At 45.7% G+C, this 26,103-nt stretch carries 32 protein-coding genes; 1 reads left to right on the top strand and 31 read right to left on the bottom strand.

The window, feature by feature from the left end; all coding sequences use genetic code 11:
* Positions 1–9: 9 nt before the first annotated feature.
* The 4 genes from bshB1 to AR335_RS11040 are packed head-to-tail and all read right to left on the bottom strand — an operon-like array spanning position 10 to position 2,261.
* Positions 10–702 carry a bacillithiol biosynthesis deacetylase BshB1 gene (bshB1, locus tag AR335_RS11055; RefSeq protein WP_062235412.1) on the bottom strand — a complete coding sequence of 231 codons (693 nt, stop codon included), beginning with the start codon at positions 700–702 and terminating at the stop codon, positions 10–12.
* Positions 699–1,115 carry a methylglyoxal synthase gene (mgsA, locus tag AR335_RS11050; protein ID WP_053358075.1) on the bottom strand — a complete coding sequence of 139 codons (417 nt, stop codon included), beginning with the start codon at positions 1,113–1,115 and terminating at the stop codon, positions 699–701. The genes bshB1 and mgsA overlap by 4 nt, the downstream gene beginning before the upstream one ends.
* Positions 1,116–1,129: 14 nt before the next feature.
* Entirely contained in the window at positions 1,130–1,933 is an 804-nt protein-coding gene (gene dapB, locus AR335_RS11045; RefSeq protein ID WP_062235409.1) for a 4-hydroxy-tetrahydrodipicolinate reductase, read from the bottom strand.
* Position 1,934: 1 nt separating this feature from the next.
* Entirely contained in the window at positions 1,935–2,261 is a 327-nt protein-coding gene (locus AR335_RS11040; protein ID WP_053358538.1) for a nucleotide pyrophosphohydrolase, read from the bottom strand.
* 157 nt (positions 2,262–2,418) lie between these two features.
* Here AR335_RS11040 and AR335_RS11035 point away from each other — a divergent pair, with 157 nt between their 5' ends.
* Positions 2,419–3,291, top strand: coding sequence for a YitT family protein (locus AR335_RS11035; protein ID WP_053358073.1), 873 nt, complete (start codon positions 2,419–2,421; stop codon positions 3,289–3,291).
* A 313-nt stretch (positions 3,292–3,604) separates the two neighbouring features.
* Here AR335_RS11035 and AR335_RS11030 read toward each other — a convergent pair whose 3' ends face one another.
* The 27 genes from AR335_RS11030 to spoIVA form a co-directional block, all read right to left on the bottom strand.
* On the bottom strand, positions 3,605–4,282 hold the full coding sequence (locus AR335_RS11030; protein WP_053358072.1) for a zinc metallopeptidase: 678 nt from the start codon (positions 4,280–4,282) through the stop codon (positions 3,605–3,607).
* A gap of 73 nt (positions 4,283–4,355) precedes the next feature.
* Positions 4,356–5,141 carry a sporulation protein YpjB gene (locus AR335_RS11025; protein ID WP_062235406.1) on the bottom strand — a complete coding sequence of 262 codons (786 nt, stop codon included), beginning with the start codon at positions 5,139–5,141 and terminating at the stop codon, positions 4,356–4,358.
* A 59-nt stretch (positions 5,142–5,200) separates the two neighbouring features.
* Complete coding sequence (locus tag AR335_RS11020; RefSeq protein WP_062235403.1) at positions 5,201–5,788, bottom strand: DUF1405 domain-containing protein; 588 nt, start codon at positions 5,786–5,788, stop codon at positions 5,201–5,203.
* Positions 5,789–5,854: 66 nt separating this feature from the next.
* Positions 5,855–6,613, bottom strand: a complete 759-nt coding sequence (locus AR335_RS11015; RefSeq protein WP_053358069.1) for a menaquinol-cytochrome c reductase cytochrome b/c subunit — start codon at positions 6,611–6,613, stop codon at positions 5,855–5,857.
* Positions 6,614–6,746: 133 nt separating this feature from the next.
* A complete protein-coding gene (gene qcrB, locus AR335_RS11010; protein ID WP_053358068.1) occupies positions 6,747–7,418 on the bottom strand; it encodes a menaquinol-cytochrome c reductase cytochrome b subunit in 672 nt (223 codons plus the stop codon).
* Positions 7,419–7,421: 3 nt separating this feature from the next.
* Positions 7,422–7,925, bottom strand: a complete 504-nt coding sequence (locus tag AR335_RS11005) for a ubiquinol-cytochrome c reductase iron-sulfur subunit (protein WP_062235401.1) — start codon at positions 7,923–7,925, stop codon at positions 7,422–7,424.
* A gap of 134 nt (positions 7,926–8,059) precedes the next feature.
* A complete protein-coding gene (locus AR335_RS11000; RefSeq protein ID WP_053358066.1) occupies positions 8,060–8,521 on the bottom strand; it encodes a YpiF family protein in 462 nt (153 codons plus the stop codon).
* 90 nt (positions 8,522–8,611) lie between these two features.
* Complete coding sequence (locus tag AR335_RS10995; protein WP_053358065.1) at positions 8,612–9,148, bottom strand: ReoY family proteolytic degradation factor; 537 nt, start codon at positions 9,146–9,148, stop codon at positions 8,612–8,614.
* A 109-nt stretch (positions 9,149–9,257) separates the two neighbouring features.
* On the bottom strand, positions 9,258–10,517 hold the full coding sequence (locus AR335_RS10990; RefSeq protein ID WP_062235398.1) for a tetratricopeptide repeat protein: 1,260 nt from the start codon (positions 10,515–10,517) through the stop codon (positions 9,258–9,260).
* A gap of 318 nt (positions 10,518–10,835) precedes the next feature.
* Positions 10,836–11,948 (bottom strand): histidinol-phosphate transaminase, encoded by a 1,113-nt coding sequence (gene hisC / locus AR335_RS10985; protein WP_062235395.1) that lies wholly within the window; start codon positions 11,946–11,948, stop codon positions 10,836–10,838.
* An 18-nt stretch (positions 11,949–11,966) separates the two neighbouring features.
* A complete protein-coding gene (gene trpA / locus AR335_RS10980; protein ID WP_091004903.1) occupies positions 11,967–12,782 on the bottom strand; it encodes a tryptophan synthase subunit alpha in 816 nt (271 codons plus the stop codon).
* Positions 12,772–13,980, bottom strand: coding sequence for a tryptophan synthase subunit beta (gene trpB / locus AR335_RS10975; protein ID WP_062235391.1), 1,209 nt, complete (start codon positions 13,978–13,980; stop codon positions 12,772–12,774). The genes trpA and trpB overlap by 11 nt, the downstream gene beginning before the upstream one ends.
* A complete protein-coding gene (locus tag AR335_RS10970) occupies positions 13,961–14,623 on the bottom strand; it encodes a phosphoribosylanthranilate isomerase (RefSeq protein WP_062235388.1) in 663 nt (220 codons plus the stop codon). The genes trpB and AR335_RS10970 overlap by 20 nt, the downstream gene beginning before the upstream one ends.
* Positions 14,613–15,371: an indole-3-glycerol phosphate synthase TrpC gene (gene trpC / locus AR335_RS10965; protein WP_062235384.1), complete on the bottom strand. Its 759-nt coding sequence runs from the start codon at positions 15,369–15,371 to the stop codon at positions 14,613–14,615. Before trpC ends, AR335_RS10970 begins: the two co-directional genes overlap by 11 nt.
* Positions 15,352–16,392, bottom strand: coding sequence for an anthranilate phosphoribosyltransferase (trpD, locus tag AR335_RS10960; protein WP_062235381.1), 1,041 nt, complete (start codon positions 16,390–16,392; stop codon positions 15,352–15,354). Before trpD ends, trpC begins: the two co-directional genes overlap by 20 nt.
* 338 nt (positions 16,393–16,730) lie before the next feature.
* Positions 16,731–17,510 carry a CheR family methyltransferase gene (locus tag AR335_RS10955; protein ID WP_369795812.1) on the bottom strand — a complete coding sequence of 260 codons (780 nt, stop codon included), beginning with the start codon at positions 17,508–17,510 and terminating at the stop codon, positions 16,731–16,733.
* A gap of 120 nt (positions 17,511–17,630) precedes the next feature.
* Positions 17,631–18,074, bottom strand: coding sequence for a nucleoside-diphosphate kinase (ndk, locus tag AR335_RS10950; protein WP_053358056.1), 444 nt, complete (start codon positions 18,072–18,074; stop codon positions 17,631–17,633).
* A gap of 98 nt (positions 18,075–18,172) precedes the next feature.
* Positions 18,173–19,138 carry a heptaprenyl diphosphate synthase component II gene (hepT, locus tag AR335_RS10945; protein WP_062235374.1) on the bottom strand — a complete coding sequence of 322 codons (966 nt, stop codon included), beginning with the start codon at positions 19,136–19,138 and terminating at the stop codon, positions 18,173–18,175.
* 9 nt (positions 19,139–19,147) lie between these two features.
* Positions 19,148–19,996: a menaquinone biosynthetic enzyme MqnA/MqnD family protein gene (locus AR335_RS10940; protein WP_062235371.1), complete on the bottom strand. Its 849-nt coding sequence runs from the start codon at positions 19,994–19,996 to the stop codon at positions 19,148–19,150.
* Positions 19,996–20,586: a UbiX family flavin prenyltransferase gene (locus AR335_RS10935; protein ID WP_062235368.1), complete on the bottom strand. Its 591-nt coding sequence runs from the start codon at positions 20,584–20,586 to the stop codon at positions 19,996–19,998. The genes AR335_RS10940 and AR335_RS10935 overlap by 1 nt, the downstream gene beginning before the upstream one ends.
* On the bottom strand, positions 20,583–21,446 hold the full coding sequence (locus tag AR335_RS10930; protein ID WP_082316216.1) for a UbiA-like polyprenyltransferase: 864 nt from the start codon (positions 21,444–21,446) through the stop codon (positions 20,583–20,585). The genes AR335_RS10935 and AR335_RS10930 overlap by 4 nt, the downstream gene beginning before the upstream one ends.
* A gap of 15 nt (positions 21,447–21,461) precedes the next feature.
* Positions 21,462–22,169, bottom strand: a complete 708-nt coding sequence (locus AR335_RS10925) for a demethylmenaquinone methyltransferase (RefSeq protein ID WP_053358052.1) — start codon at positions 22,167–22,169, stop codon at positions 21,462–21,464.
* 3 nt (positions 22,170–22,172) lie between these two features.
* Positions 22,173–22,880 carry a heptaprenyl diphosphate synthase component 1 gene (locus AR335_RS10920; RefSeq protein ID WP_062235365.1) on the bottom strand — a complete coding sequence of 236 codons (708 nt, stop codon included), beginning with the start codon at positions 22,878–22,880 and terminating at the stop codon, positions 22,173–22,175.
* A 128-nt stretch (positions 22,881–23,008) separates the two neighbouring features.
* Positions 23,009–23,242 (bottom strand): trp RNA-binding attenuation protein MtrB, encoded by a 234-nt coding sequence (gene mtrB / locus AR335_RS10915; protein WP_053358050.1) that lies wholly within the window; start codon positions 23,240–23,242, stop codon positions 23,009–23,011.
* Positions 23,243–23,266: 24 nt separating this feature from the next.
* A complete protein-coding gene (folE, locus tag AR335_RS10910) occupies positions 23,267–23,848 on the bottom strand; it encodes a GTP cyclohydrolase I FolE (protein WP_369795811.1) in 582 nt (193 codons plus the stop codon).
* Positions 23,849–24,022: 174 nt separating this feature from the next.
* Entirely contained in the window at positions 24,023–24,295 is a 273-nt protein-coding gene (locus tag AR335_RS10905) for an HU family DNA-binding protein (protein ID WP_053358048.1), read from the bottom strand.
* Positions 24,296–24,537: 242 nt separating this feature from the next.
* Positions 24,538–26,016: a stage IV sporulation protein A gene (gene spoIVA, locus AR335_RS10895; RefSeq protein ID WP_053358047.1), complete on the bottom strand. Its 1,479-nt coding sequence runs from the start codon at positions 26,014–26,016 to the stop codon at positions 24,538–24,540.
* Between the last annotated feature and the right edge of the window lie 87 nt (positions 26,017–26,103).

The raw sequence follows: 26,103 nt of genomic DNA, 5'->3' as shown, positions 1-26,103 counted from the left end.
CTGTTCTCCTTATAATTTCTTTAATAACAGGGGTTTCTTCATCATAAAGCCTTCCGCATAGTCTACGCCCGCTTCCTGCCCGAACATCTTCTCCCTCGCGCTCACCGACTCGATATAGCCGTTGACCAGCGGTGTATCAAAGCTGTCATCCTGCTTTATGAACTGGCTCTTATAGCATTGAAGCGCAGCTTTCTTCTTCTCATAGACGCTTGAAACATCGACCAATATCTGAGGCTTATGAAAACCATTGATAAAATAATAATAGATTTTCTTTACCCTGTGTGGCGGCAGGTTGTCAGGATCAATAATATTCCTCACCCCGGCTGAAAAAGCGGCTTCCTCTGCGAGCCTTGAGCAGTTGCCATGATCGGGATGGCGGTCCTCCCAATACGGGATAAAGAGACAATCAGGCTTCTTGCGCCTGATCAATGAAACGATCGCCAGTATGTATTCTTCTTTCATCAACAGACCTCTGTCCGGCAGCTCAAGATTCAAACGCTCGGAAACACCTATAACTTCTGCCGCATGGCCTGCTTCTTCCTTGCGCAGCTCCACTGTTCCATTGGAAGACAGTTCGGCTCTTGTCAGGTCACAGATTGAAACCTTGCCGCCATTGGCCGTATGGATCGCTATCGTACCTGACATTCCGATCTCAACGTCGTCAGAATGGGCGCCGACAGCCAGCCAGCTCTCTTTGTTCATGATTGATTTCCTTCTCTTTCTTTAATAATATTTCTCCAGTTGAAATCGCCTCGCTCCATCGCCCGGATAAAAAGTTCCCCACTCGCCACGTTCGTCGCGACAGGAATCTGATATACATCACAGAGACGGATGAGTGCAGAGATGTCCGGTTCATGCGCCTGCGAAGTTAATGGGTCCCTAAAAAAGAGCACCAGATCCATTTTATTCTGAGCGATCAGTGCACCGATCTGCTGATCCCCGCCAAGCGGGCCTGATTGGAACCGATGGATGTCCAGTCCGGTTGCGTCCATTATCTTTTGCCCGGTCGTTCCAGTGGCAAACAGCTCGTGTTTTCTTAAAATCGGTTCATAAGCCATGGAAAAGTTAATCATTTCCTGTTTTTTATTATCATGCGCAACCAAAGCTATTCTCATCGTTCCCCCACCTTTTACTCTATAATATTTTCCAAGCCATACACGAGATGATCCACATTTACAACCGCTTCTACCGCCATCTTAACACCAGGCATAAACGAAGCACGGTTCATCGAATCATGTTTGATCGTTAAGGTTTGTCCCTCTCCGCCTAAAATGACTTCCTGGTGGGCAACAAGCCCCGGCAGCCTGACACTGTGAATCCGTATTCCATCAAGTTCAGCACCCCTTGCTCCAGGAAGATCTTCTCTCTCATCAGGATGCCCTTGGGATTTTGGCTCTCTGACCTCTCTGATCAGCTGTGCTGTCTTCAAAGCCGTTCCGGATGGGGCATCGAGTTTTTGGTCGTGGTGCTTCTCGATAATCTCAACATTAGGCAAATACTTGGAAGCCATCTGAGCAAACTTCATCATTAAGATGGCACCAACCGCAAAGTTGGGGGCGATGATCGCCCCCAGTTCGTTTTCTTGAGCGAGGTTTTTCAGGCGCTCTAAATCCTCATCCGAGAAGCCTGTCGTTCCGATGACAGGCCTGACATTATGCTCGAGCGCCTGTTCAAGATGGACTTTCCCGATCTCAGGCTTCGTAAGATCGATCAAAACATCCGGCCTGATTTCTGAAAAGCAAAGTGTTGCGTCATCGTATACCGGAATATCGAGGGATGGCATTCCCTCCAGATCTTTCAGTTTCATTCCTGCATGTCTGGAATCAATCACTGCTAAAAGTGTAAAATGTGGAGTTTCGTTGACCAAGTTCACGGCTTCACGCCCCATTTTTCCTCTTGGCCCGGCAATGACAATGGTTATTTGTTTGCTCATGCTACTTTTCCTCTCCTTCTTCGATGCGCGTCCATCGGTCTTTATCTCTCGTATTAAACTTATTCATGACCATATCAAAGGCTTTTTCCATACTAATATCTAGTGAATTGGCAAAACATAGTAAGACAAATAAAATATCACCCAATTCTTCTTCAATGGTCTGCTCTTTTTCAGTGGATTTTTTCGGTTTTTCACCGTAATAGTGGTTAACTTCACGAGCAAGCTCGCCAAGCTCTTCTGTCATCCTGGCCATCATCGCAAGGGGGCTGAAATACCCTTCTTTAAACTGGCCGATATATGTATCAACTTCTTGCTGCATTTCCTGCATGGTTTTTTTCAACGATATCACCTCTTCGACAATCCTACGTTTATGTTAGCGAAGAATAAGACATTTGACAAATTTCACGAGCGATTGAACCCCCCTTCTTTTTCCTTTATAATGAAAACGCAAACAGGGTATCGCATTAGTCTCAGGAGGCACATAAATGACATTTCCGATTCGCAGCAAAAACGTATTTTTTATTTTATTTGGTTCCGCCATCTTTTCATTTGGCATCGTTCACTTCAATATGGCAAACAATCTGGCAGAGGGCGGATTTACAGGAATCACCCTTATTCTTTACTTTTTGTTCCATATTGACCCTTCCTATTCCAACCTCGCCCTCAACATCCCTCTTTTCTTTGTAGGATGGAAGCTGCTTGGAAAAAACGCATTCATTTATACGATGATCGGCACGCTGGGTGTTTCACTGTTCTTGTTCCTCTTCCAGCGTTATTCAACTCTTACTATTAATTTAAAACAGGACATGCCTCTCGCCGCTCTTTTTGCCGGGGTTTTCATCGGTATCGGCCTAGGAATCATCTTCCGTTTCGGGGGAACGACAGGCGGTGTCGATATTATTGCGAGGCTCGGCCATAAATTCTTCGGCTGGAGCATGGGAAAGACCATGTTTATGTTTGACGCGGTGGTCATCACGATGTCGCTAGTTTACCTCAACTACAAAGAAGCGATGTACACACTTGTCGCCGTTTTTGTCGGCGCCCGCGTCATCGACTTTATGCAGGAAGGCGCCTATGCCGGCAAAGCCGCAATGATCATCTCCGAAAAAAATACCGAGATCGCTGCACTGATCATGAAAGAACTCGACCGCGGCGCGACCTTGCTCAGCGCTAAAGGAAGCTTTACTGGCAGCCAGAAAGAAGTTCTTTATTGCGTGTTCGCGCGTAACGAAATCGTCCGGCTTAAGCAAGTAATTGAACGGGTCGATCCCCATGCCTTCGTAACCGTTAACGACGTACACGAAGTCCTCGGAGAAGGCTTCACACTCGATAGTGATAAGAATCCGATAGGGATATGAGAAAAGCTGAAGCGCAAGGTTTTTGTGTTGGGGTGAGAGAGTGAAGTCATCGAGTCTTTAGGCGCTGAATCTGGATCCCAACTGAAGGAAGGCGTGTTGAAGTAATCAGACTTCAGCACGCTTTTTTTGCAGCAGCTGTGTGAAATTGAAAGAATATTCAGTGTGGTTCAAATAACCGCTAGTTTGGTTTAATTATTTTTTCTACGGTTCAATTCTTCACTCAATTGAATCAATTCCGCTCACATACCCGCATTCTTCATCCATCGCACCACAAAAAACAATAAAACCCCTGCCTGAGCAGGGGTTTCGTCATTTAATCGTCATTATTCATTCCAGCAAACATGAGCACGAAGCGTAGAAGCTCCAATACAGCGACCAATGCTGCTGCTACATATGTCAGTGCAGCGGCATTAAGGACTTTTCTTGCCTGGCGCTCTTCGTTGTTGCGGATCATACCGGTGGATACGATCTGATTCATCGCCCGGCTGCTTGCGTTAAATTCGACCGGGAGTGTGACCAGCTGAAAGAGAACCGCGGCTGCCATGAAGATAATACCCACTAAAAGAAGGTTAGCAGAGGCGAAAATAGCTCCTGCAATGATCAAAAGATAAGCAAAGTTGGAACCTAAGTTAGCAACCGGCACTAGTGCATGCCGGAAACGCAGCGGCGCGTAGCTTTCCTTATCCTGAATGGCATGGCCGACTTCGTGGGCGGCTACTGCAGATCCTGCAATGGAATGGCCGTAATAGTTTTCTTCGGATAGGCGGACAACTTTTGAACGCGGGTCATAATGGTCGGACAGCCGCCCTCTGACCGGCTCAACCGCGACATTGTATAGCCCGTTGCGGTCCAGTATTTCACGGGCGACTTCCGCCCCTGTTTTTCCGGTTGAGTTTTCAACTTTTGCGTACTTTTTATACGTGCTTTTCACCCTCATCTGTGCCCAGATCGGGATGATCAGCAACAATGCAAAATAGATGAGAAAAGACATTTATAGCATTCCTCCACTATAGTAATTACTTTAATTTTATGATTATCGCCATATATATGTCAATCAGAATGCTTTACCGCTTATCTACAGCCTTCACGTTTTCCTTCTCCGCTTTGTATTTTCTCCATCCTACATAAAATAATGTAGAGAAGATGATTCCCCCGATGGAAAAGATCAGCCAGAACAGGGAAGGTTCAGAGTTGTCTTCTTTTGCAGCAAACAGTTTTTCAAAATCGGCCCTCACGGATTCAAGTTTCTTCTTGTCCGCTGAGGATGTGAAAATGCTGGTCCGGCTGCTGTCGATGAACTCGATATCTTTATCCACCTGATCAAAAAAAGTATCTTCAACGTCCATGCTGACTGCCGGGCGGATCATGGCGTAGTTGGCCAGAAACTCGTTTGCCGCCTCCTGGTATTCCTGATTATGATTCTTCCGTAAAGCCAGCTGCATGTGCTTTAATGGATTGATGAGCTGATACTCCGTTTGTTTCCACAGCGGCTGATGGTCGGAAATCAAGGCGTCGACAAGCAGCCTTACACCTGTAAGCCGGTGGAGTTTAACGTCGCGCGGTTCTTCAGCTTTTCCAAGCGTTTCAATTGTATCTTCTACTGTGACATCAACCATGCGGATTTTATCTTCAGCCAATTCGGACTTCAGGGCGCCCTTACCAAATTGAGATGACAAATAGAAAAGGACTTCGCTCGCTTCTTTATACCGTTCCTCTTTGGCAAGCTCCAGCGCTTTATCCGATAATTGAGTGACGTTTTCAAGGCTGCTGTTCTGTCCGCCGTTCGCGTGCGCAGCAATCGGAAGACTAACCAGCAATAAACTGAACACAGCGGCAAATTTAAATTTCATTCCTTGTCCCTCCCATACGGTATAACAAATCATATGAGGAAATGGACAAGGTTAGACCTTTATTTGCCGGAGTGAGCCGGCTTCTCCCTCGTTAAATAATACACAAGGACGACGGATACCACACTGAGCCAGAAGGTAAGATATCCGATCAGCTGCATATGTTCCCAGAGTACGTCGTACCTCGGCATCATACCATAAACATAATCGATAATTTCGTTATGAAATACCCAGAGGCCCGCTACCGCCAGATGCCGGAGCTGAATTCGATAGTACGGTGTATAAAGGAGGCCTTCGATCGCCATCCCCAGATGGGAAACGATGAGCATATAATTGGCCCAATACATAGGAGGATCAACTACACCGCCTGCAATATTCATGCCAACCGCCCAGATTCCGTACTTAAAAAGGCTTACCGCGGCCAGTGCTTCGATGTATGGCAGGTTTTTTCCGAAAAGAAACGCAATGAGCACGAAGACAAAGAACAGACTGGCCGTCGGGCTGTCTGGCACAAAAAGAACAAACTTCAGCGGTGTTTCAGCGAGCTGGTCTTTATACCAGTAATATCCGTAGGCCGTTCCAAGAATATTGATGATAAGCAAACTGGACAGGAACCATTTTTGCTTCAAAATTCCATAAAGATAAATCATTCTTTTTCTCCTCACTTGCCGATGATGTAAAAAAAGCCGACTCTGCAAGCCAGCTTTTTTTGATGTTTATTTTTTCAGTTTTGAAATGAATGTGGCCAATTTTTTCAAATCGGCTTCATTGCCTTTATAAGCGTTTGCAGGCATAGCCCCTCGCCCTTCCTTGGCAATCTTCATGATCTGTTCAGGTTTTAAACCGGTTCCAATAAGTGATGGCCCCGTTCCGCCTGTCAATTCCGATCCATGGCAGCCTACACAGGACTGGCCTTTGAAGACTTGATAGCCGGGATCGTTCTTGTCGATGTTGGTCTCCACGATTTTACCCTGTTCTTTCGCCTTTTCCCAGTCATGGGTAACAACGGACTCCCATGTTAAATATGTAATGGAAATAAGGGCAAGCAGCATTAATCCTGTAGCAACAGGACGGCGTGAAGGACGGCGTTCCGGCCCTCTGTCCAGCCATGGTGCGAGCAGCAGCGCTCCGAAAGCAAGTCCAGGAATAACAATCGTTCCGATTAAAACGTAATCACCGGCAGCATACTTGTATTTCAAGAGCTGATACAAGAATAGGAAATACCAGTCAGGAAGCGGAATATATCCTGCATCTGTCGGATCTGCTTTACGCTCCAGCGGAGATTCGTGAGAAATGGTTAAGATTAAATACCCTATTAAAAAGACGGCACCTACCATCCATTCTTTCAAAAGGAAGTTTGGCCAAAACGCTTCCGTTTTTCCAGGATACTCAGAGTAATCCTTCGGAATGTTCGGCTTGCGCTCTGCAGGAACACGGGAGTCTCCTACAAACTTCATTCCTTTGCCTCGATGCATCTTTCTCCCTCCCTTTTTTAGCGTCTAGAAGCTTATCTGCTCTGACGCAGATGAGCTTTATCTGCCAAGATATATCTCTGATGTAGAGAATGGTCACTCAATTTTAAAAATAAAGATAATTAAAAAAGCAATTTTACAGCGGACCCGAGATACCCTGTTTGCGGATCATGATAAAGTGGGCACCCATGAGCGCGAGCAGTGCAGCCGGCAGGAAGAATACGTGTATCGCAAAGAAACGAGTTAATGTCTGTGCTCCGATGATTTCTCCGCCTGCTAGGAATGTTTTTGCGATCGGTCCGATCACAGGGATTGTTTCTGCGATCTGAATCCCTACTTTTGTAGCGAACAGCGCTTTCATATCCCATGGCAACAAATAGCCTGTGAACCCAAGTCCAAGCATAACACCAAAAATTAATACTCCTACTACCCAGTTCAATTCACGAGGTTTTTTGTAAGCGCCCTGGAAAAATACGCGCAAGGTATGTAAAAACATCATAACGATTACCAAGCTGGCTCCCCAGTGGTGCATTCCTCTTACGATGACACCGAATGCCACCTGATTCTGCAGATAATATACAGATTCCCAGGCATTCACAATATCCGGAACATAGTACATCGTTAAGAACATTCCAGACAAGATTTGGATTACCGTAATAAAGAACGTTAATCCCCCGAAACAATAAACGAACGCGGAAAAATGATGGGCCGGGTTAACGTGCTCTGGCACTTCATGGTCAGCCACATCGCGCCAAAGCGGCGTAATATCCAAACGCTCGTCTACCCAATCGTAAATTTTTTGCAGCATCTATTACGCCCCCTTTCGTGGTTTTGCCTTTCCTAGATACAACTTTCCGTCCTTCACCTTGCTGTCATAAACATCGAGAGGCGCAAGCGGCGGTGTACCTTTAATATTCGTACCGTCTTTCTCATAACGGCCTCCGTGGCAAGGACAATAAAATTGGCTTGGGTGGCTTGGATCAGTGTTCCAGTCGATGGTACATCCCAAATGCTTGCAAACCGGTGAAAGCGCTATTAATTCGCCCTTGCCGTTTTTGTAGACCCACGCAGATTGGGTGACCTCTGATTCGTACCATCCGTCTTTTTGCTTGATTTTAAAGTTAAATCGTTTTGGTTCCTTGCCGATCTTGCTGACTTCAGTAACCGCTACCATATCCTGGTCCGCACCCTTTTCAAGGATGGGGTCGATGGCAAAACGCACCATTGGCATTAGCATCCCTGCAGCCATGAACCCTCCGACACCGGTCAATGTGTAGTTCAAAAACTGGCGTCTGGAGATATCTTCCTTAGACATTTCGTTTCCCCCCCTTGCTGTAAATAAAGTCCATCCGGACAATTGTTTTACACACATATTACTAGGACATTAACATGATAGCGTAAGTTGTCTTTTACTGTCAATATGAACATGTATCTCCAGTGCTTGGTTTTTTAGCTTTCCTGCCACTTATGAAGGATGATCTGAAACAGCTGTTTGACCTGTTCTTTAACGATTTCTTCCTTATATGACGAATCCATCGTCTCCATCGGTATGACAGGCATCCAAAGGAGTGTTTCTCTTAGCTCATGTTCAGCTTTTTTCCAATCGGCATCGCTCGTCAAGAAAAAAATATGGCGGAACCCTTCTTCCTTAAGTTCACTGACCCATGAGTGGAGCCGGGCCATGAGAGCTTCTTCACTTTCCAGCTTCAAATAGGTAAAGGAAGGCATGAGAAACAACCGCCCGTGCAGCTGACGTTCTGTCTCTTCTGCAATGAGAAGGGAATAATCAGCCATCCCTGCACTTGTCCTCATGGAAGGGCCGAAAGACAGAGGCTGAAGGGGAATGATGACAGTATCCACAAACTCTTTCGACTGCTGATAAATATTAATATCACCTGAACTCCATTTCATCTGTGAAACTCCTTTTATGTATAAATAGTTTAATATGTATTCCATCGTATCAAAAAAAACAAAATAAAACCCTCTTTTTAAAAAAGAGGGTTACAATTTTCTAAGTTCTTCGGTAAGCTGCTGGAAAGTTTCTTCATCTTTTTGGTCCAGCGCACGGTCAATGTTAACGAGTATTTTCTGTTTTTTAAATTGGGATACCGATTGGTCAAGAATCAGTTCTGCCCACAGTCCATATTTTCGGTCTGTTACCATATTGTCAGGCAGATGCGGATTTTCTTCCAGTACCGAGGCATACTCGGGCGTCAATCTTGAAGAATTAAAGTTTAGTTCAATAAAGATGTCTTCTTCCTGGTTAAGCCGGATATCGTGGAATGATTTTTCTGCATCCGTTGTCAAGACATTCTGTTTATAAAAACGGAATGGAACACCATCGGTACATTGAGCGGACATAATAATGGCTTTAGGGCAATACTCTGCTTTCTCCACAAAGTGAACCTTTTCCATGAGCTGGTCGTCACTGACAAGGTAGTTTAACAACCAGACGCACTCACGTTTTTTTAGTTGATAATGATTTAAAAACCATTTAATAAAATCCTTCTTTTCAAGGACAGAAACGGTGCTGCTCATTGTGATCCCCCCATCATTCCTAACCAAAGTATATTACTTTAGTATATTCTTGCCCTGCTTGATAAATCCTTCTAACCGGAAAGAATATTTAAAGAAAAAAGCGGGTTGATTAGTACTCTTCCAGCCGGCTGATTATTTCTTCAACATGGTGAAGGTTCGGGTTCAATGACAAGGCTTGTTTCAGGATGCCGGCTGCCTTTACAGGTTCCCCTTCTTCGATCAGAAACATGCCATACTCTTCCAAAAAGACTTCATGGTTCGTGAAGGAAGGAAAGGCCGCTTCATATTGTTCTCTGGCCTGTTCATATTCTTCTGCTTCTTTGTATGCAAAGGCCAGATCCCAGATCATCTCCGGCGTTTCGTCACCCTGCTCTGCAACATGTGTGAGCAGTTCGACCATGTCAGCAAAACGTTCTTCTTTTTTAAGCATGGAAGACAAGTGAAGGACAGCTTCAGCATTTGAAGGATTGAGCGCGATAACCTCCCTCGCGTACTTTTCGCCTTCTTCTTTGTTTCCTGTCCGGTACATGAGGCGTGCGGCACGTACTTTAAGGTCTTCGTTGAATTCATCCTTGCTGATTCCTTCCCGGATCGCCTCGATCGCCTCGTCAAGGGCCCCCTCTTCCTCATAGGATGAAGCAAGCCAAGGATAAAGCGTCGTATACTCAGGGTCCAGTCCTTTTAATTCTTCAAGCGCAGATATCGCTGTTTTATACTCCCCTGTTTTATACGCGGTCAATCCGTATCCAAACAGACTGTGCAGTTCTTTTTTGGATTCCAGGCCTTTTTTATAATAGTCAAGAGCTTCTTCAAACTTACCGCCTCTGCTCAGCGCTTCGGCAAGCCTTAGGTAAAGATCCCCTTCGGGAAGAGTCGACGCAATCGGTTCGGCTTCCTTGAAGAAGGCAGCGCTTTTGATAAAATCGCCTCGTTCAAGATACAGTTCACCAAGAGCAAAAGCAAGAACTGGCTCATCTGGTTTGGTCTGCTTGGCTTTCAGGAGCTTTTGCTCCGCAACTTCATGGAGTCCTTGCATAAAATAAAGGTCAGCCTGCAATAGGAGCGATTGGATGTAAGAATCATCGTATGCACTGATTTGTCCCAGTATCTCCAGAGCTTCATCTTCCTTTTCCATCTCAATGAGCAGCTCGGCGGCAAAGATGCCGAGGTCGCCATCCTCCGGGTAAAAAGCTCTCAACTGAGCAACGATCTTCATCGCTTCCTCCAGATGTCCCCAGTTTTCATAAACCCTCGCAATATCATAGAGTGTTTGATGGTCGGCTTCCTTTGTAAGCATTTCGATGAGCTTCATGCCCTCACGGACATGTCCCATTTCAACAAGGGTGATGGCTTCTTGTAACTTTTCCAATAACAAAAACTCCTTCTCTTACGGCAATCTATTTTGTTTTCATTATACATGAGAGGGTGTGTTCACTTCAAAATCTACGATTCGCCTTCGCCCTTATATAGACAGGCTATGAGCGCACCTGCAAAGATATGAGTATAGGAAAACAAAAAAAACCCTGACTTTGAAAGCGCTGTCAGGGAAAACAATAATATGGATAGGAGTGGAGAGAAACCATATTAGTTATATTATAGCAGTAGCGCTTCAAAAATCAACAATATTTTTCGAAAATTTTGAATTTATCGAGAAAGAGGCCGAGCAGGCCCCTCTTCTCTGATGGATTTACACGGTTTCTTTTTCTGTGTTTCCTGACATCAGCAAATAATTTTCCAGATGCTCAATGATCTCCCCGTTCTGCTGCTTATCGCCGATCGTTATTCTGAGGCTTGTAGGAAAGCCCAGTGCTGATCCAGAACGCACAATGTAGCCTCTTTCAAGAAGATGCTGAAACAAAAGATTTGAGTCTTCCTTAAAATCAATTAGGATGAAATTCGCTTGAGAAGGATAGTAAACCAATCCGCGTTTCTGGCAGAAATCATAAAATTGCTGCAGCCCTTCTCTGTTTCTTTCAGAGCAGGTGCTGATGAAATCCTGGTCTTTGATCGCAGCACGGGCTGCTGCCTGTGCAATGCGTGATGTGTTGAACGGCTCTCTGGCCGGTTCAATGGCTGTGATAAGCTTCTCATCACCGATTCCATAACCGATCCGGAGTGCAGCAAGTCCGTAAGCCTTAGAAAACGTCCGCAGGATCACCAAATTCGGATATCGGTCCAAATAAGTGATGGTCTCTGGAAAATCTTCGGCTTCAACGTATTCATAATACGCTTCGTCACTCACTACCAGTACGTGCGGAGGAACTTCAGCCATAAATGTTTCAAACGATTTTTGATCAATGTAATGGCCGGTAGGATTATTCGGGCTGCACAGCCAAACGATTTTAGTTTGTCCGTCGATCGCTTTGAGCATCTCATTCAGGTCATGTTCTCCGTTAAGCAGCGGAACTTCGCGAACTTCCGCCCCTTCAATCACAGCGTTATGCTTGTACTGAGGAAAGGTGTTCGCTGCCATGACCGTGTTCGTTCCTTCATGCAAAAAGCTTCGTGACAAGATCTGCACGACTTCGTCGGAACCATTGCCAAAAATCAAATTTCCTTTTTTTACTCCTAAAAATTCTGAAAGCTCCTCCCGCAGTTCAGCGCTGTAGCCATCAGGATACAGCCCTAAGTGAGCGGCTTCTGAAACGATAGCGGCCTTAACCGAAGGCGAGCTTCCGTATGGATTCTCATTTGATGCCAATTTAACGATTTTGTCCAGCCCGTACTCGCGCTTCACTTCCTCGATTGGTTTTCCCGGCTGATAGGGTTTTAAATTCAACAGCTGTGATTTTGCCTCCACAAAGACCCTTCCTTTCTGTTAACTGTAAACATTCAGCGGGACCAGCTTGGAAAGAAAGTCAGAGAACGTTTGAAGCGCTTCTCTTTTCTTGTCCTCCCTGAGAAGATCTGGTCCCAGCTCCTCAATTTTTGATACGATCGTGCTCCCCATGATAAAACCATCACATTTCCCCTCAAATTGCTGCATCTGCTCTCTGCTCGACAAGCCGAAACCGATCAATACCGGAACCGAACTCGCAGATCTCGCTTCATCCAGAAAGCGGTCCAGGCCGTTGGCAAACGAAGTCCTTGCCCCGGTAACACCAAGTGAAGAGATGCAATAGAGAAACCCCTGTGCAGCCTCTCCGATTTCTTTTAGCCTTCCTTGAGAAGTAGTGGGCGCAGCGAGAGAAATGAAGCTTAGATCATGGGCGGAACATGACTTCTGAAGGTCTTTGCTTTCTTCAAAAGGCAAATCCGGCACAAGCAGCCCATCAATTTCGTTCTGTGATGCCAATTCAAAAAATTTCTGTTCTCCCAATTGTAACAAAAGATTGTAATAAGTAAAGATAATAACCGGAATGGTTAAACCGGCTGCGCGCATGTTTGCGACGAGCTTCATGGCTTTTTCCAAACTCATATCTTTTTCCAGCGCCCGTTTGGAAGCCCGCTGGATCACCGGCCCGTCTGCAAGGGGATCAGAATATGGAATACCCAGCTCCAGTGCATCCGCCCCTTCGTTTTGAAGAGCGAGAGCCAGGTCAACCGTAACCTCAGGAGAAGGATCACCTGCTGTGATAAAGGGTACGAACAATGGCGATTTCTTTGACTGAAACTCTTTCATTCTACTCCCCATGAGAGACTTCCTCCTTCTGCTGTTCAAAAAGTGTATGAACGTCTTTATCTCCCCTGCCGGACAGGCAGACGATGATGTTTTCGTGAGCACTCATGCTTCGTGCTTCTTTTAATGCTTGTGCCACAGCGTGTGCGCTCTCCAGCGCACATAGAATGCCTTCTTCACGGCAAAGGAGATTCAGTGCCTCAAGCGCTTCTTCGTCCGTGATGTTTTCATATTTGACACGTTCAGTTGATTTTAAGAAAGCATGTTCCGGTCCTACTCCAGGATAATCCAAACCTGCTGAGATGGAATAAGGCTCCTGGATCTGGCCTTCCTGCGACTGAAGGAGGTACGTCAGTGATCCATGGATAACACCGGCTGTCCCGTTCGCCATCGTCGCGGCATGCAGGCCGGTCAAGAGTCCTTTGCCTCCCGCTTCAACCCCGACAAGAGAAACATCTTCATCGACGAACGCTGAAAAAATACCGATCGCATTGCTGCCGCCCCCTACACAGGCCACCACTTTCTCAGGAAGGCTGCCCTCCTTTAGTTGAGCAAATTGTGCTTTTGCCTCGTATCCGATTACACTCTGAAACTCTTTGACGATCTTCGGATACGGATGCGGTCCAACGGCTGATCCAATCATGTAGAAAGTATCTTCAACCGATGCAACCCACTGCCTGATCGCTTCATTTGTCGCGTCCTTTAACGTTTTTGTTCCGCTGCTCACTGGAATCACTTCCGCTCCCAGCAGTTTCATGCGGAATACGTTTAGAGCCTGACGGCGGATGTCTTCCTCGCCCATATATACTTTGCATTCCAAACCATACCTAGAAGCAGCAGTAGCAGCCGCAACGCCATGCTGTCCTGCTCCTGTTTCAGCGATGATCTTTTTCTTTCCCATCCTTTTTGCGAGCAGCGCCTGGCCGATCGCATTGTTGATCTTGTGGGCGCCAGTGTGGTTCAAGTCTTCTCTTTTCAGGTAGATGGATGCTCCGCCGGTCTTTGCACTCAGCTTTCCTGCATAGGTTAAAGGTGTAGGCCTGCCGGAGTAATCTGTCAGTTCATGCTGAAGTTCCTCCATGAACTCAGCGTTTTCAATCGCTTCACTAAAACCTTTCTCAAGGTCTTCCAAAGCAAACATGATCGTCTCGGGTACAAACTTCCCGCCAAACTCTCCATATCTTCCCCGGCTGTCAGGATATACTGTTTTCATATTGCATCATCATCCCTTCTAAATCCTTTATTTTTTTCCGGCATTTTTTACCGTCTTCCTCAATTCCGCTGCTGATGTCTATGCCGTCCGGACTATAGCTCAGCAGTTTTGAAATGTTTTCTGCATGAATCCCCCCTGCAATAAAACAAGGAACACCTTGCCGTTCAGCCTCCTGTAAATACATCGGAACAGCGTCCCAGTCAAAGGCTGTCCCTGTTCCTCCGTAAGCTCCCTCTACCCGGGCATCAATTACATAACCGTCTGCGACCCCGGCAAACTCTTTCAGGTTGTTCCATCCGCCTGGCTCGTGGCGTACGGCTTTCCAAATCGTTATTCCTGTTTTTTTCTTTAGTTCTTTTAGAAATCCGGGAGTTTCATCACCATGGCATTGAACGATATCTAAAGGCACGTTTGCTAAAGCGGCCTGTATTTCATCAAGAGAAGGGTTCACAAATACTCCTGTTAATTGCTGTTTGAGCGGCTGATTTCCCCTCACCCATTTGCCCGCATCTTCAGGGGCTACCCTTCGTTTGCTCGGGGCAAAAATAAATCCTGCCAGATCTGCGCGTGACTCTTTTACAAGAAGCAGGTCTTCCTTGCTCCGGCATCCGCAAAATTTAAGAAACGGAGTCTTACCGGCCATACAGCGTCTTGATCCCTTCGGCCGGAGATGAAGCACGCATGAGCGTTTCGCCGACTAAAATCGCGTTGATGCTGTGACTGCGCAAGTAATGGAGGTCGTCAGTTTCTTTTATTCCGCTCTCACTCACGGTTAATATGCTCTCTGGAATATGGCTGGCGATGGCCGCTGTATGTTTTATATCCGTTTTGAACGTACGGAGATCCCTGTTGTTGATCCCGACGAGCTTTGGTGTGAACTGCTTAAGGACGCCTTCCAGTTCCTCTACAGAGTGAACTTCCACCAGGCATTCCAGATCATGCTCATGAGCAAACTCGTATAATCCGTGCAGCTTTTGCGGTGTCATCGCAGCTGCGATCAGCAAAATCGCATCAGCGCCGATATGAGCACTCTCGAGCACTTGGAGCTTGTCGATAATAAAGTCTTTTCTCAAGACCGGAAGAGAGACCATCTGTTTTACAGCGACCAGGTCTGCCGCATGTCCCTGAAAAAAACGCTGATCCGTAAGCACCGAGATTGCAGCCGCTCCTCCCTGTTCATATTCAGCAGCAATCTCTGCAGGAACGTAATGCTCCTTAATCGTCCCCTTTGAAGGCGAAGCTTTCTTAACTTCAGCAATGAGCGCAGGCGCATTTTCTGATGTTCTGATCGCCTCATAGAGAGATGCCTTTTTTCTGTTATGTTTTATAGTGAAGTTGTTTTCAAGCTTTGTGATTTCTTCCTTTTTTTGATCAAGAATTTGTTGCAGCATAAGGCAATCCTCCTGTTTGGTTCTGAATCATTTCTAAATGGCGGCTGGCTTTCCCCGTTGCAATAATGTCCCGTGCCAGTTTAACCCCTTCATGGATGGTTGAGGCTTTTCCTGTCAAATATAAAGAGGCTGCGGTATTATAGATCACGATATTTTGTGCAGAAGCAGAACCATTACCGCTCAGAACTGCTTTGATCAGGGCTGCGCTCTCCTGGCTGGAGGCCACCGTCACCTCTTCTAAAGTTCCATATGGGAGTCCTGCATCTTCAGGAGTGAGTGTGAATTCGTTCACGTTCCCATTATCCACTTCGAAAAAGTGTGTCGGTGCGAATATGGAGCATTCATCCAATCCGTCTGCTCCTGAAACCACTAAGGTTCTCTGCTCTTTGAAATCAGCAATCGCATGCGCCATTTTTTTTGCCGTTTCCTTGTTATATGCACCGATCAGCTGATGTGTTGGATGGGCCGGGTTGCATAACGGACCGAGAATATTAAAAACTGTTCGGAAAGACAGTCCCTTTCTTGTTTTGCTCGCATGCCGGAGTGCCGGATGATAGTTTGGCGCAAAAAGGAAACATAGAGAGAACTTCTCCAGACTCTCTGCGATTTCAGACGCATCGCCGCTTGATCCGATCCCGAGCTGCTGAAGCACGTCTGCGCTTCCGCTTTTCGATGTAACAGCTGAATTGCCGTGCTTGGCAACTTTAATGCCCGTTGATGCGAGCAATAAGGAAGACGCAGTGGATATATTAAAGGTTGACGCCCCGTCTCCGCCTGTTCCGCACGTATCAAGGATTTGCGGATATTCCAGGTGAAGCGGCACGGTATGATCCAATATTGAAGTTGAGAATCCAACGATTTCTTCGATGGTTTCCCCCCGCAGCCGGAGTATGGTCAGCAAACTGGAAAGCTGGACTTCCGTCACTTTTCCTTCCAGTATTTCGTTCATCATTTCGTAGGCTTCTTTTTGTGAGTAGGTTTCTCCAAGAATTCCTTTTTGGAGAAGTTCTTTGACGGCCATTGCAATCCCTCCTTAAGATTATAAATATAATAAGGCAGCAACGATCCGTTCATGTAGGGGATAAATAAAAAGATAGACATAACATTGTGATTATTCACCTCCATCAAAAATGGAGAATGAATGAGGCGAAAAAGAGGTGCAAAAAAACCCATGCACGAAGAGGCATGGGTACTATGTATTCATAACCCTCTGCTCGGCTCCACTCATCATTCTCAACTATTCTCATCTCTCAACTAAACTGCTCTCTGGGCTAAATTATCCTGAAAATCTAAATCGTTAAAACACAAGATAAAGCATTACGCACAGTTTGTCAACCCAAAGGGCTGTTCATTTCTGAACTAGACAAGCGGTTTCTGATAAAGAAAAGCTTCCCTTGGCTGCAGATTAAAGCGGCCGGGGTGAAAGATCTGCTCCGTGCTGCCCACGAACAGATAGCCTCCGGGGCGCAATGACTCTGAAAACTTATGAAACAATGCTTCTTTTGCATCTTCTGTAAAGTAAATCATAACATTACGGCAAACGATGAGATCAAAGCTCTTCTCAAAGGCATCTGCCAATAAGTTATGCTGTTTAAACACAATTGGTTTTTTTAGTGCTTCCGTAACCGCAAACCCTCCAGCTTTTTGCCGAAAACTGCTGTTCCTGACTGACTCAGGCACGTTCTTAATCGATGTTTCAGCATATAAGCCCTCCTTTGCCCTTCGCAGCGCAAGCTCATCGAGGTCCGTTGCCAGAATGGAATAGGTGATGTTCCGTCCTGTTTCCTGCAAAAGCGAAGCAAGGGTGTAAGGCTCCTCTCCCGTTGAACATGCGGCACTCCAGATCTTCAGTTTGTTCGTCCTGCTTAAAAGTTCTGGTATGATCTTATCCTTCAAAACCATCCATCGTTCCGGATTCCGATAAAACTCCGAAACATTGATCGTCATCCGGTCAAGTAATTCATCCAGCAAGCGGCGGTCTTTCATAAGAGCTTTCGAAAAGACAGAGAAACTTTCAAAGCTCTTCTTGTCACGAAAAGCAGTGAGGCGCCTCTTCATCTGTGCCTCTTTATACAGTGACAGGTCAATAGATGTTATGGATTGAACGTCTTTAATAAAATTTGAATAATCTTGATCCACGTTTCTTACCCCTTTATGCATAGCGTTACTTTAACTATCGGCAAATAAGAAACATTCCTTAACGCTAAACACGCCAAATAAAAAAACCAGCCGTGGCTGGCTGGTTTATAACGCTTACAATTAAATCCAAGAAGAAACCGCTTTCTCGTAATTGACAAGTTCTTCTTCCTTGAAGAAAAGACCAATTTCACGAACAGCACTTTCAGGAGAATCCGAACCGTGAATGATGTTATTGCTTACGCTTACGGCAAAATCTCCGCGAACAGTTCCTGCAGCTGCTTCTGAAGGATTGGTTTTTCCCATCATGTTACGAGCAGTAGCAATCACGTTATCTCCTTGCCATACCATAGCGAAAACTGGACCAGAAGTGATGAAGTTTACCAACTCGCCAAAGAACGGACGCTCTTTATGTTCTCCGTAGTGGTTTTCTGCAAGCTCACGTGAGATTGTCATCAATTTGGCTCCAGCAAGCTGAAATCCTTTTTTCTCGAATCTTGAAACAATCTCTCCGATCAAATTGCGCTGTACACCATCTGGTTTTACCATTAGAAACGTTTTTTCCATAATAGTTCTCCCCTATCTTCTATGTATTGGTTCAGGGCTTGTAAGCTAGCTGTGACCCCTAGAAAATAGTATCAAAAATAGTACGATTTAGCAATGAGCTAAAATTTGCGCTTTCCAATATATTTGGCAATCTTGATCATGCTGTTTCTTGCCTGTCCTGCCGGAAGCTGATCGGCGGCGGCAAAAGCATCTGCCAGATAGGATTGGGCAGCCATGGAAGCTTTCTGAATGGATCCGCTTTTTTTGATTTGAGCAATAATGCCGGAAAACTCGCCCTCATCCCAGGTTTGATAATAACGCTGGATACTGCCTTTTAATTCTGGTATCTGGTCCATTGCATAAAAAACAGGAAGGGTAATGTTTCCCTGCTTCAAGTCGCCGCCTGCAGGTTTGCCCAATTCTTTTTCAGTTGCTGTAAAATCCAGAATGTCATCCGTGATCTGATAAGCCATGCCAACGGAATAGCCAAAACGGTACAGCTGTCTTTGCAGCTGAACAGAAGCATTGGAAGCAATAGCTCCAAGCTGGCAGCTGATAGCGATCAAGAGGGCTGTTTTTCTTTTGATGCGCCGCAAGTATTGTCTTATGTTCTGATCCAGATCAAACTGCTCTTTGATTTGCTGGATCTCACCAAGACACATCTCTTTCATGGAATAGGACAAGACTTGATGTGCTGCAATCTGGCTGACATTGGTCATCATCTCGATCGCTTTGGCAAACAGAAAGTCCCCTGTATACATCGCCACTTTGTTGTCATACTCAGCTCTAACCGTCTTTGCCCCTCTTCGCAGCTCGGCATCGTCAATCACATCATCATGGACGAGTGATGCCATATGTATGGTTTCCAGTGCGGCAGCAACTTTCTTTACATTGCGGATATCGTATTCGCCGAAATGTGCGGAAAGCAGTACGAAAACAGGCCGGATTCGCTTGCCTCCAGCTTTCAGAAGCTGGCTTCCAGCCTTTTGCAAGATAGGGTGGTCTGCTGATATCGATTGCTCCAGTTCGGATTCAATCTGAAGCAGATCTTTTTTTACATGTGAATAGAGTTCAGTCAGTTTCATAGCTTTCACCTAAATGCCCTGTAAGGAGTAGTTAAAAAAAGTAAATTCGGGAACCGTCTGTATCAGTGAATGCTTATTGGCGAGCTCAAAATAATGCTTCAGCCCTTTCAAATGGCTTTCCCCGAAATCATAATTGATGCCATGAAAATAGTTTGCCCAAAAAGAGTATTCCCCTCCATGGGCAGGCAGGATATGGCTGATCATCTCATGATATTGGTCTGACTTTGTCTTTTGTTTGCTCTCTGACATTTCAAATAAGAGCTTCTCCAGAAGAGCCGGCTCTCTTTCAATGCTGTCGTTTCGCACGGCCATGACGGCATAGGTCATCGGAAGCTCTGTATGCTTATACCACAGTTCACCCAGATCATACACATGAATGTCTTTCTCCTGCCGCCAGTCGGCTTTAATGGCATCCTCCCCGATCAGCAGGCAGGCTGAATGATTCTGCAGCATCTGATCATAGTCTGGTGCCATCGTTTCATAGACAGGATCAAGTCCGTAAAATTCTTTAAGGATCACTTTCAAAAGAACGACCGAAGTTGCAGAACTTGAAGTAAGTGCGATGCTCTTTCCGTCCAGATCTTCAATGGCTGTTTTTGAGAACAATAGAATAGATCCTACCTTACCGAAAGTCGATACGGATAAATTAGGGAAAAGGCTGTATTGATGGCTGTTTTCACCAAAAGAAAAGGAAGAAATACCGCCAAGGTCAATTTCCCCCCTGGCCATTCTCCGGTTCAGCTCAGCCGGTATCTGCGGAATGAACTCCGCTCCGGTATTTTCAATCTCTTTTTTATTCAAATAGAAAAATAGAGGAAGGATGTTTGTATATTTAATCTCGCCGATATTGAGCGCCATTACTCTCCCCACCTTTTAAATAAATCATGTTGCACGCCGAGGCTGTCCAGCGCTTTGCCGACTAAGAAATCAACAAGGTCGTCAAGGGTCTTCGGCAGCTGATAAAAACCAGGCATCGCAGGCAGGATCTTGCCGCCTGCCTGTGATACTTTAAGCATGTTTTCCAGATGAATACTGTTTAGCGGTGTTTCACGCGGCACGAGTACGAGCTTTCGCCCTTCCTTAAGCATTACATCCGCCGCCCTCTCAAGCAGGTTGCCGGACGCTCCGTGTGCGATTCCTGACAGTGTACCCATCGAACAAGGAATGATGATCATGCCGCTGTTCTGATAGGAGCCAGAAGCGATCGGAGCTTTAAAGTCTCTTAGCGTATGATAGTGAAGTTCGCCGCTGCTCCCCTGTATAAAGTATTCTTGAAGAATGCTGCCGCGGTCTGTTGTATCCCATCCGAGCTCTTCGTGAAAAACCTGCCATCCGGCTTCAGTGACCATGAGGTGCACTTTATGGCCGCCCTTCAGCAGTTCCTGAACAAGGCGTACACCATATACAGCTCCGCTCGCTCCCGTAATTCCTACGGCAAAATTTTTCATAGCAGCAAATCTCCCAACGAGAAAATAAACATAACGACGCTCAGGATTCCATTCATCGTAAAAAAGGCAACGTTCAGCTTCGACAGATCTTCCGGAGAAACCATCGAGTGTTCATAGATCATGATCGCTCCTGATAAAAACACGCCGGCAAAGTATACCCAGCCGAACGATGAGACCGCGCCGAGAACCAAGAAAGCCGAGAAGCTGACGACATGGAAAAAGCGTGCGATGAAAAGTGCCTTTGGAATCCCAAAATAAGAGGGAATGGAATACAAGCCGTGGTTCCTGTCATAATCCGCATCCTGCGTGGCATAGATCACGTCGAATCCTGCCGTCCAGAACAAGACACCTGCATAGAGCAGAAAGGCTTCAGCAGAAAGGGTTCCCGTTGCTCCAACCCATCCTCCAAGCGGAGCGAGAGCGATTGTTGCACCGAGAATGACGTGGCATAAGTATGTAAAACGCTTCGTATAGGAATAGAATACTAGAAAAAATACAGCCAGAGGCAAAAGCCATACGGAAAGAAGGTTAAGCTGTGAGGCACTTACAAACAGCAGAACAAAAGAACCGGCAATAAACAGCACAGCTTCTTTCTTGCTGATTAACTTTGCAGGAATAGCCCTCGTCGCCGTTCTGGGATTCTTTTGGTCGATCCTGGCATCGATGACACGGTTGAGCGTCATCGCAGCGCTTCTCGCGCCTACCATCGCCAGTGTAATCCAGATCCATTCCGTTATGGACGGAAAAGTTCCTTCTTCCACTACATTTCCGAGAATCGCCCCCAAAAATGCAAATGGAAGCGCAAATAAAGTATGTTCAAACTTTATCATTTCAAGAATGATAGCTAATTTCTTATACACGAGCGATCTCTCTTTCTATGTTTGTTTAATTCCCATGTGCATAGCCGCCGTTCCGAACGTATATGGCTTAACTGTAACTTGGGATAACCCCGCTTCTTCAAATAACGCCTTCAATTCATTCCTATCAAGGAATTCTCCGGCAGATTCCTGAAGCCAGGAATATTCATTATAGCTTTTTGCCAGAAGTCTGCCGAGAAACGGCATGACGACCGAAAAATAAAAACGGAAGACATGCTTTACGATCGGTGTGGTCGTCTGAGAAGTTTCCAAACAGACCACTCTGCCTCCCGGTTTAACCACGCGTTGCATCTCCTTGATTACCTGGAGATAATCCGGAACGTTCCGAAGACCGAACCCGATGGTCACGTAATCGAACGTATTATCGGGAAAAGGCAGTTCCATAGCATTCCCGTGGATCAGCTTTACATTCGGGCACTTCAGCTCCGAAAGCTTTTTCTTGCCGACTTCCAGCATGTTCTTGCTGAAATCCAGTCCGGTTACCGACCCGGATGCTCCGACCGCTTTCGCGAGAGCGATGCTCCACTCCCCTGTGCCGCAGCATACATCGAGCGCACGGCTTCCTTCTTTCACAGCCATGCGCTTCATCGTATCATTGCGCCATCTCGTATGCTGCTTAAAGCTGATCACGTTGTTCATAAAGTCATATTGACCTGATATTTTTTCAAAGACCGAATGGACCCGCTGTTCTTTTAATTGTTCCATTGCTTATCCTTCCTCCGGCAATAAATAGTGAGGTGCTTCAAGCAGTGCCCTCATTCTCTTTTCCATGACAGCTTTTAAGGTAGCCGGCTGCTTTTGTGTCTTAAGTTTGTGGCGGGCTAGCAGCAGATCATTTTTAATCTGATGGTGATAATCTGAAAAAAGAGGATCAGGGCATTGAGAAGCAGCAGAAACAAACAAGAACTCAGAGATAAACGGAATGAACTCTTCCTTGCCAAAGTGGCGTGCTACCCTTGTCAGGATACCAGCCTCCATGCTTTTGATTCCGTTTGTGATCTCATCAGGTTTTGATTGTTTGCTGTAAAAAAGCTTCATCTTGCTTTCGTTTACATCCTGAATCCCAAGTGAGAGTACCCGTATTAACGGAAGATCTTCACAGAGGGATAGTATAAAATAGTAGAGGCTGCTGTAATAGTCTCCCGCCAGAACGGTCAATTGCCGCTCTTTTACTTCGTCCTTTTGAATCTTCAGTATGTATTCATGCATATCGAGTGCACTCTGGACGAGCATGACAGCTGCGTAATATTCCTGTAATTCCTCGCCTTCGTATCCGCTTTCTTTCAGAAGCGAATAGGCAATCAGGCATTTATCGTTATTGATCCGGGGAACATCGACATACTGCTTTAGAAAAGAATGTTCCCTCGTTCGTAAAACATATTCATTTAACTTATTTATTTCTTGGATGATCTTCATGTCCCTGCCCCCACATCCTGCAAATACAGCTTACTCTATCTATTATTTATTATATCATACCGGCCATTCAATAATTGTTTACACCTTTAAGTATCAGGCGTAAAGAAAACTTGGCACAAGCCAAGCTTTTATACTTCCGTGTCAACTTCACCGTGCCGTGTATAAATGACCGCCTTGCCTCTTACTTTAACCGCAGATGTATGCTCAGTGAACTGAGCGAGCATGACCTCTCCCTTATCAAGCTTCTCTGAATGGTGGAACCTGGTCTCAGTCCCCCTGGTCAATCCAATCACGTTAACTCCGTTTTCTTTCGCTTTAATCACAAAAAACTCATTCTCGTTCATTTTCTCGTTCGTTTTCATGCCGCACACTCCGTTTCTTTTAAATTAACCGCGAATAAACGTGAGCACTTCTGCTCTTGCAGCCGCATCCTTAACAAATATCCCTCTAACTGCAGATGTTATGGTTTTTGAGCCGGGCTTTTTCACTCCGCGCATGGTCATGCACATATGCTCAGCCTCGACAACGACGATCACACCATGAGGTTCAAGCGTGTCTACGAGCGCATCAGCAACATCTGATGTAATTCTTTCCTGAAGCTGCGGCCTGCGGGTCACTGCCTCAACAGCTCTTGCAAGTTTGCTCAGACCGGTTACTTTTCCTCCTCTTGGAATATAGCCGATATGCGCTTTTCCAAAGAAAGGAACAAGATGGTGTTCACACATGGAATAGAACGGAATGTCTTTCACGAGTACCAGCTCTTCATGATCCTCTCCGAAGATCGTAGCAAAGTGCTCTTTCGGATCCTGGTTCAGTCCCTGAAACACTTCCTGGTACATTTTAGCCACTCTTTTCGGTGTATCAACAAGTCCTTCACGCGACGGATCTTCTCCAATGGCCTCAAGGATCATGGTAACTGCCTGTTCAATTTTTGCTCGATCGAATTCCTTCACTGCGGTAGCCTCCATTTTCATTCCTGCAACGTTTCATGTAGGTTCATTTTCACGTTTGCTGTACGTTTTTCTAAAACCGATTCTAGCATATGTAACAAGCAATGGCAAAAAAGGAGAGCTCATTCCACACTTTTAACACAAAAATAAAAGAACCGCATAATGCGGTTCTTGCTTGCCCTATGTATAAGATTATTTTAGAGCATCCTTAAGGGCTTTTCCTGGTTTGAAAGCAGGCACTTTGCTTGCTGCGATTTCGATCTCTTGACCAGTTTGCGGGTTGCGACCCTTACGAGCTGCACGCTCACGAACTTCGAAGTTACCAAAACCGATAAGTTGTACCTTGTCACCTTCTTTAAGTGTTTCAGCGATCGCCTCGAATACTGCATCAACAGCTTTAGTGGCATCCTTTTTAGAAAGTTGAGTTTGTTCAGATACTGTATTTACAAGATCAGTCTTGTTCATTCCATTCACCTCCTCTCAAAGAACGCTATTATCTATGCATTTGTTTTTCGGCTGTCTTACTATCATAAAGCGCTGGGCCCTGTTTTATACAAGATTTACTAAATACTTTCGTAACAAGCCTTATATTAAACGATAAGTCATAAGAATTCAATATTTTTATGCGGAAAATAGCGAAAAGCCGACTTTTATAGAGTTTTTTGCCTATTTCCAACAAAAAAAGACTCCATTTAAGGAGCCTCTCATTATAAAATAATAGCGATTAATCCTCCAGAGCCTTCGTTTATAATGCGCTCAAGGGTTTCCTTCAGCTTGTATCTTGCATTCTCCGGCATGAGTGAAATCTTGCCCTGAATGCCTTCCCTCACGATGGAATTCAGCGATCGTCCAAAGATATCAGAGTTCCAGATGGATAGCGGATCCTCTTCAAAATCCTGCATAAGATACCTTACGAGTTCTTCGCTCTGTTTCTCTGTGCCGATGATCGGCGCAAATTCTGATTCCACATCAACTTTAATCATATGGATAGAAGGCGCTACCGCTTTCAGCCTGACGCCGAACCTGGAGCCTTGTCGGATGATTTCCGGTTCATCGAGGCTCATGTCGGTCAAGGCTGGAGCAGCTATTCCGTAACCTGTTTGTTTGACCATTCTCAGTGCATCAGCTACCTGGTCATATTCCTGCTTTGCATAGGCGAATTCTTGCATCAGCTGCAGCAAGTGATCTTTGCCCCTGATCTCTACTCCTACGACTTCTTTTAAGATCTGATCATAGAGGTCATCTGGAGCAAACAGGTCAATCTCTGCAATCCCCTGACCCATCTCAATGCCTGCAAGCCGTGCTTCGTCTATAAATTCGAAGTCGCTGAAGCTGCCTACTACCCGGTCGACATCCCTCAGCCTTTTGATATCCTTCACCGTTTCCCTTACTGCTTCTTCATAGCTTTCCCGCAGCCAATGTTCCTCCCTCAGCACCATGACCCAGCTTGGCAGGTTCACATTGACTTCAAGAACCGGGAACTCATACAGCACTTCTCTGAGAACATTGTTTATATCATGCTCTGTCATGCTCTCTACACTCATGGCCAGAACTGGAATATCATATTTCTCGCACAGTTCTTTGCGCAGCTGTTCTGTATCAGGATGATGCGGCTGCACAGAGTTGACCACCAGGATGAACGGCTTGCCGACTTCTTTCAATTCATCGATAACTCTTTCTTCCGATTCGATATAGTCGTACCTTGGAATCTCTCCGATCGAACCGTCTGTGGTGACAACCACTCCGAGAGTGGAATGCTCCTGGATGACTTTTCTTGTGCCGATCTCAGCAGCTTCATGGAAAGGAATCGGTTCGTCATACCATGGTGTATGAATCATTCTTGGCCCGTTCTCATCCTCATAGCCTTTTGCGCTCGGCACTGCATAGCCTACACTATCCACCAGCCTTACATTAACATCCAGGCCTTCTCCGACATGGATTCTGACCGCATTGTTCGGAACAAACTTAGGTTCCGTTGTCATGATGGTCTTTCCTGCTGCACTTTGAGGAAGCTCATCCTGTGCCCGCTGGCGCTCACCGTCATTTTGGATGTTCGGCAGCACGACCAGCTCCATAAACCGTTTAATAAAGGTAGATTTCCCTGTACGAACAGCACCGACTACTCCGAGATAAATGTCTCCTCCTGTCCGTTCAGCGATATCTTTGAAAATATCGATTTTTTCCATTCATTTCCCTCCCGATCCAAATAAGTTCCGGATGCTATTCTTGGACATTACATAATATGATGTTGTCCCAAAAATATGATAAGGAAT

The sequence above is a fragment of the Fictibacillus sp. FJAT-27399 genome (assembly GCF_001510655.1).
Classification (GTDB): Bacteria; Bacillota; Bacilli; order Bacillales; family Fictibacillaceae; genus Fictibacillus_C; species Fictibacillus_C marinisediminis.
Note: the sequence above shows the minus strand (reverse complement) of the source record. Positions and strands in the feature narration are given on the sequence as shown.

Excerpts from the sequence above, each read along its gene's own strand:
- AR335_RS11035 (WP_053358073.1), top strand. The coding sequence starts at position 2,419 with ATGACATTTCCGATTCGCAGCAAAAACGTATTTTTTATTTTATTTGGT.
- ndk (WP_053358056.1), bottom strand. The coding sequence starts at position 18,074 with ATGGAAAAAACGTTTCTAATGGTAAAACCAGATGGTGTACAGCGCAAT.
- trpA (WP_091004903.1), bottom strand. The coding sequence starts at position 12,782 with ATGGGGAGTAGAATGAAAGAGTTTCAGTCAAAGAAATCGCCATTGTTC.
- qcrB (WP_053358068.1), bottom strand. The coding sequence starts at position 7,418 with ATGCTGCAAAAAATTTACGATTGGGTAGACGAGCGTTTGGATATTACG.
- AR335_RS10905 (WP_053358048.1), bottom strand. The coding sequence starts at position 24,295 with ATGAACAAGACTGATCTTGTAAATACAGTATCTGAACAAACTCAACTT.
- AR335_RS10970 (WP_062235388.1), bottom strand. The coding sequence starts at position 14,623 with ATGGCCGGTAAGACTCCGTTTCTTAAATTTTGCGGATGCCGGAGCAAG.
- AR335_RS10920 (WP_062235365.1), bottom strand. The coding sequence starts at position 22,880 with ATGAAGATCATCCAAGAAATAAATAAGTTAAATGAATATGTTTTACGA.
- AR335_RS11030 (WP_053358072.1), bottom strand. The coding sequence starts at position 4,282 with ATGTCTTTTCTCATCTATTTTGCATTGTTGCTGATCATCCCGATCTGG.
- AR335_RS11000 (WP_053358066.1), bottom strand. The coding sequence starts at position 8,521 with ATGAAATGGAGTTCAGGTGATATTAATATTTATCAGCAGTCGAAAGAG.
- trpB (WP_062235391.1), bottom strand. The coding sequence starts at position 13,980 with ATGAAAACAGTATATCCTGACAGCCGGGGAAGATATGGAGAGTTTGGC.
- AR335_RS11005 (WP_062235401.1), bottom strand. The coding sequence starts at position 7,925 with ATGTCTAAGGAAGATATCTCCAGACGCCAGTTTTTGAACTACACATTG.
- mgsA (WP_053358075.1), bottom strand. The coding sequence starts at position 1,115 with ATGAGAATAGCTTTGGTTGCGCATGATAATAAAAAACAGGAAATGATT.
- AR335_RS11015 (WP_053358069.1), bottom strand. The coding sequence starts at position 6,613 with ATGCATCGAGGCAAAGGAATGAAGTTTGTAGGAGACTCCCGTGTTCCT.
- dapB (WP_062235409.1), bottom strand. The coding sequence starts at position 1,933 with ATGAGCAAACAAATAACCATTGTCATTGCCGGGCCAAGAGGAAAAATG.
- AR335_RS10935 (WP_062235368.1), bottom strand. The coding sequence starts at position 20,586 with ATGAAAAATTTTGCCGTAGGAATTACGGGAGCGAGCGGAGCTGTATAT.
- hepT (WP_062235374.1), bottom strand. The coding sequence starts at position 19,138 with ATGAAACTGACTGAACTCTATTCACATGTAAAAAAAGATCTGCTTCAG.
- AR335_RS11020 (WP_062235403.1), bottom strand. The coding sequence starts at position 5,788 with ATGATTTATCTTTATGGAATTTTGAAGCAAAAATGGTTCCTGTCCAGT.
- AR335_RS10925 (WP_053358052.1), bottom strand. The coding sequence starts at position 22,169 with ATGGAACAATTAAAAGAACAGCGGGTCCATTCGGTCTTTGAAAAAATA.
- bshB1 (WP_062235412.1), bottom strand. The coding sequence starts at position 702 with ATGAACAAAGAGAGCTGGCTGGCTGTCGGCGCCCATTCTGACGACGTT.
- spoIVA (WP_053358047.1), bottom strand. The coding sequence starts at position 26,016 with ATGGAAAAAATCGATATTTTCAAAGATATCGCTGAACGGACAGGAGGA.
- AR335_RS10995 (WP_053358065.1), bottom strand. The coding sequence starts at position 9,148 with ATGAGCAGCACCGTTTCTGTCCTTGAAAAGAAGGATTTTATTAAATGG.
- mtrB (WP_053358050.1), bottom strand. The coding sequence starts at position 23,242 with ATGAAAACGAACGAGAAAATGAACGAGAATGAGTTTTTTGTGATTAAA.
- AR335_RS11025 (WP_062235406.1), bottom strand. The coding sequence starts at position 5,141 with ATGAAATTTAAATTTGCCGCTGTGTTCAGTTTATTGCTGGTTAGTCTT.
- folE (WP_369795811.1), bottom strand. The coding sequence starts at position 23,848 with ATGGAGGCTACCGCAGTGAAGGAATTCGATCGAGCAAAAATTGAACAG.
- trpC (WP_062235384.1), bottom strand. The coding sequence starts at position 15,371 with ATGCTGCAACAAATTCTTGATCAAAAAAAGGAAGAAATCACAAAGCTT.
- trpD (WP_062235381.1), bottom strand. The coding sequence starts at position 16,392 with ATGGCCGTCAAAGAACTTCTCCAAAAAGGAATTCTTGGAGAAACCTAC.
- AR335_RS10940 (WP_062235371.1), bottom strand. The coding sequence starts at position 19,996 with ATGGCGCTCAATATCGGCGAGATTAAATATACAAACATCCTTCCTCTA.
- AR335_RS11040 (WP_053358538.1), bottom strand. The coding sequence starts at position 2,261 with ATGCAGGAAATGCAGCAAGAAGTTGATACATATATCGGCCAGTTTAAA.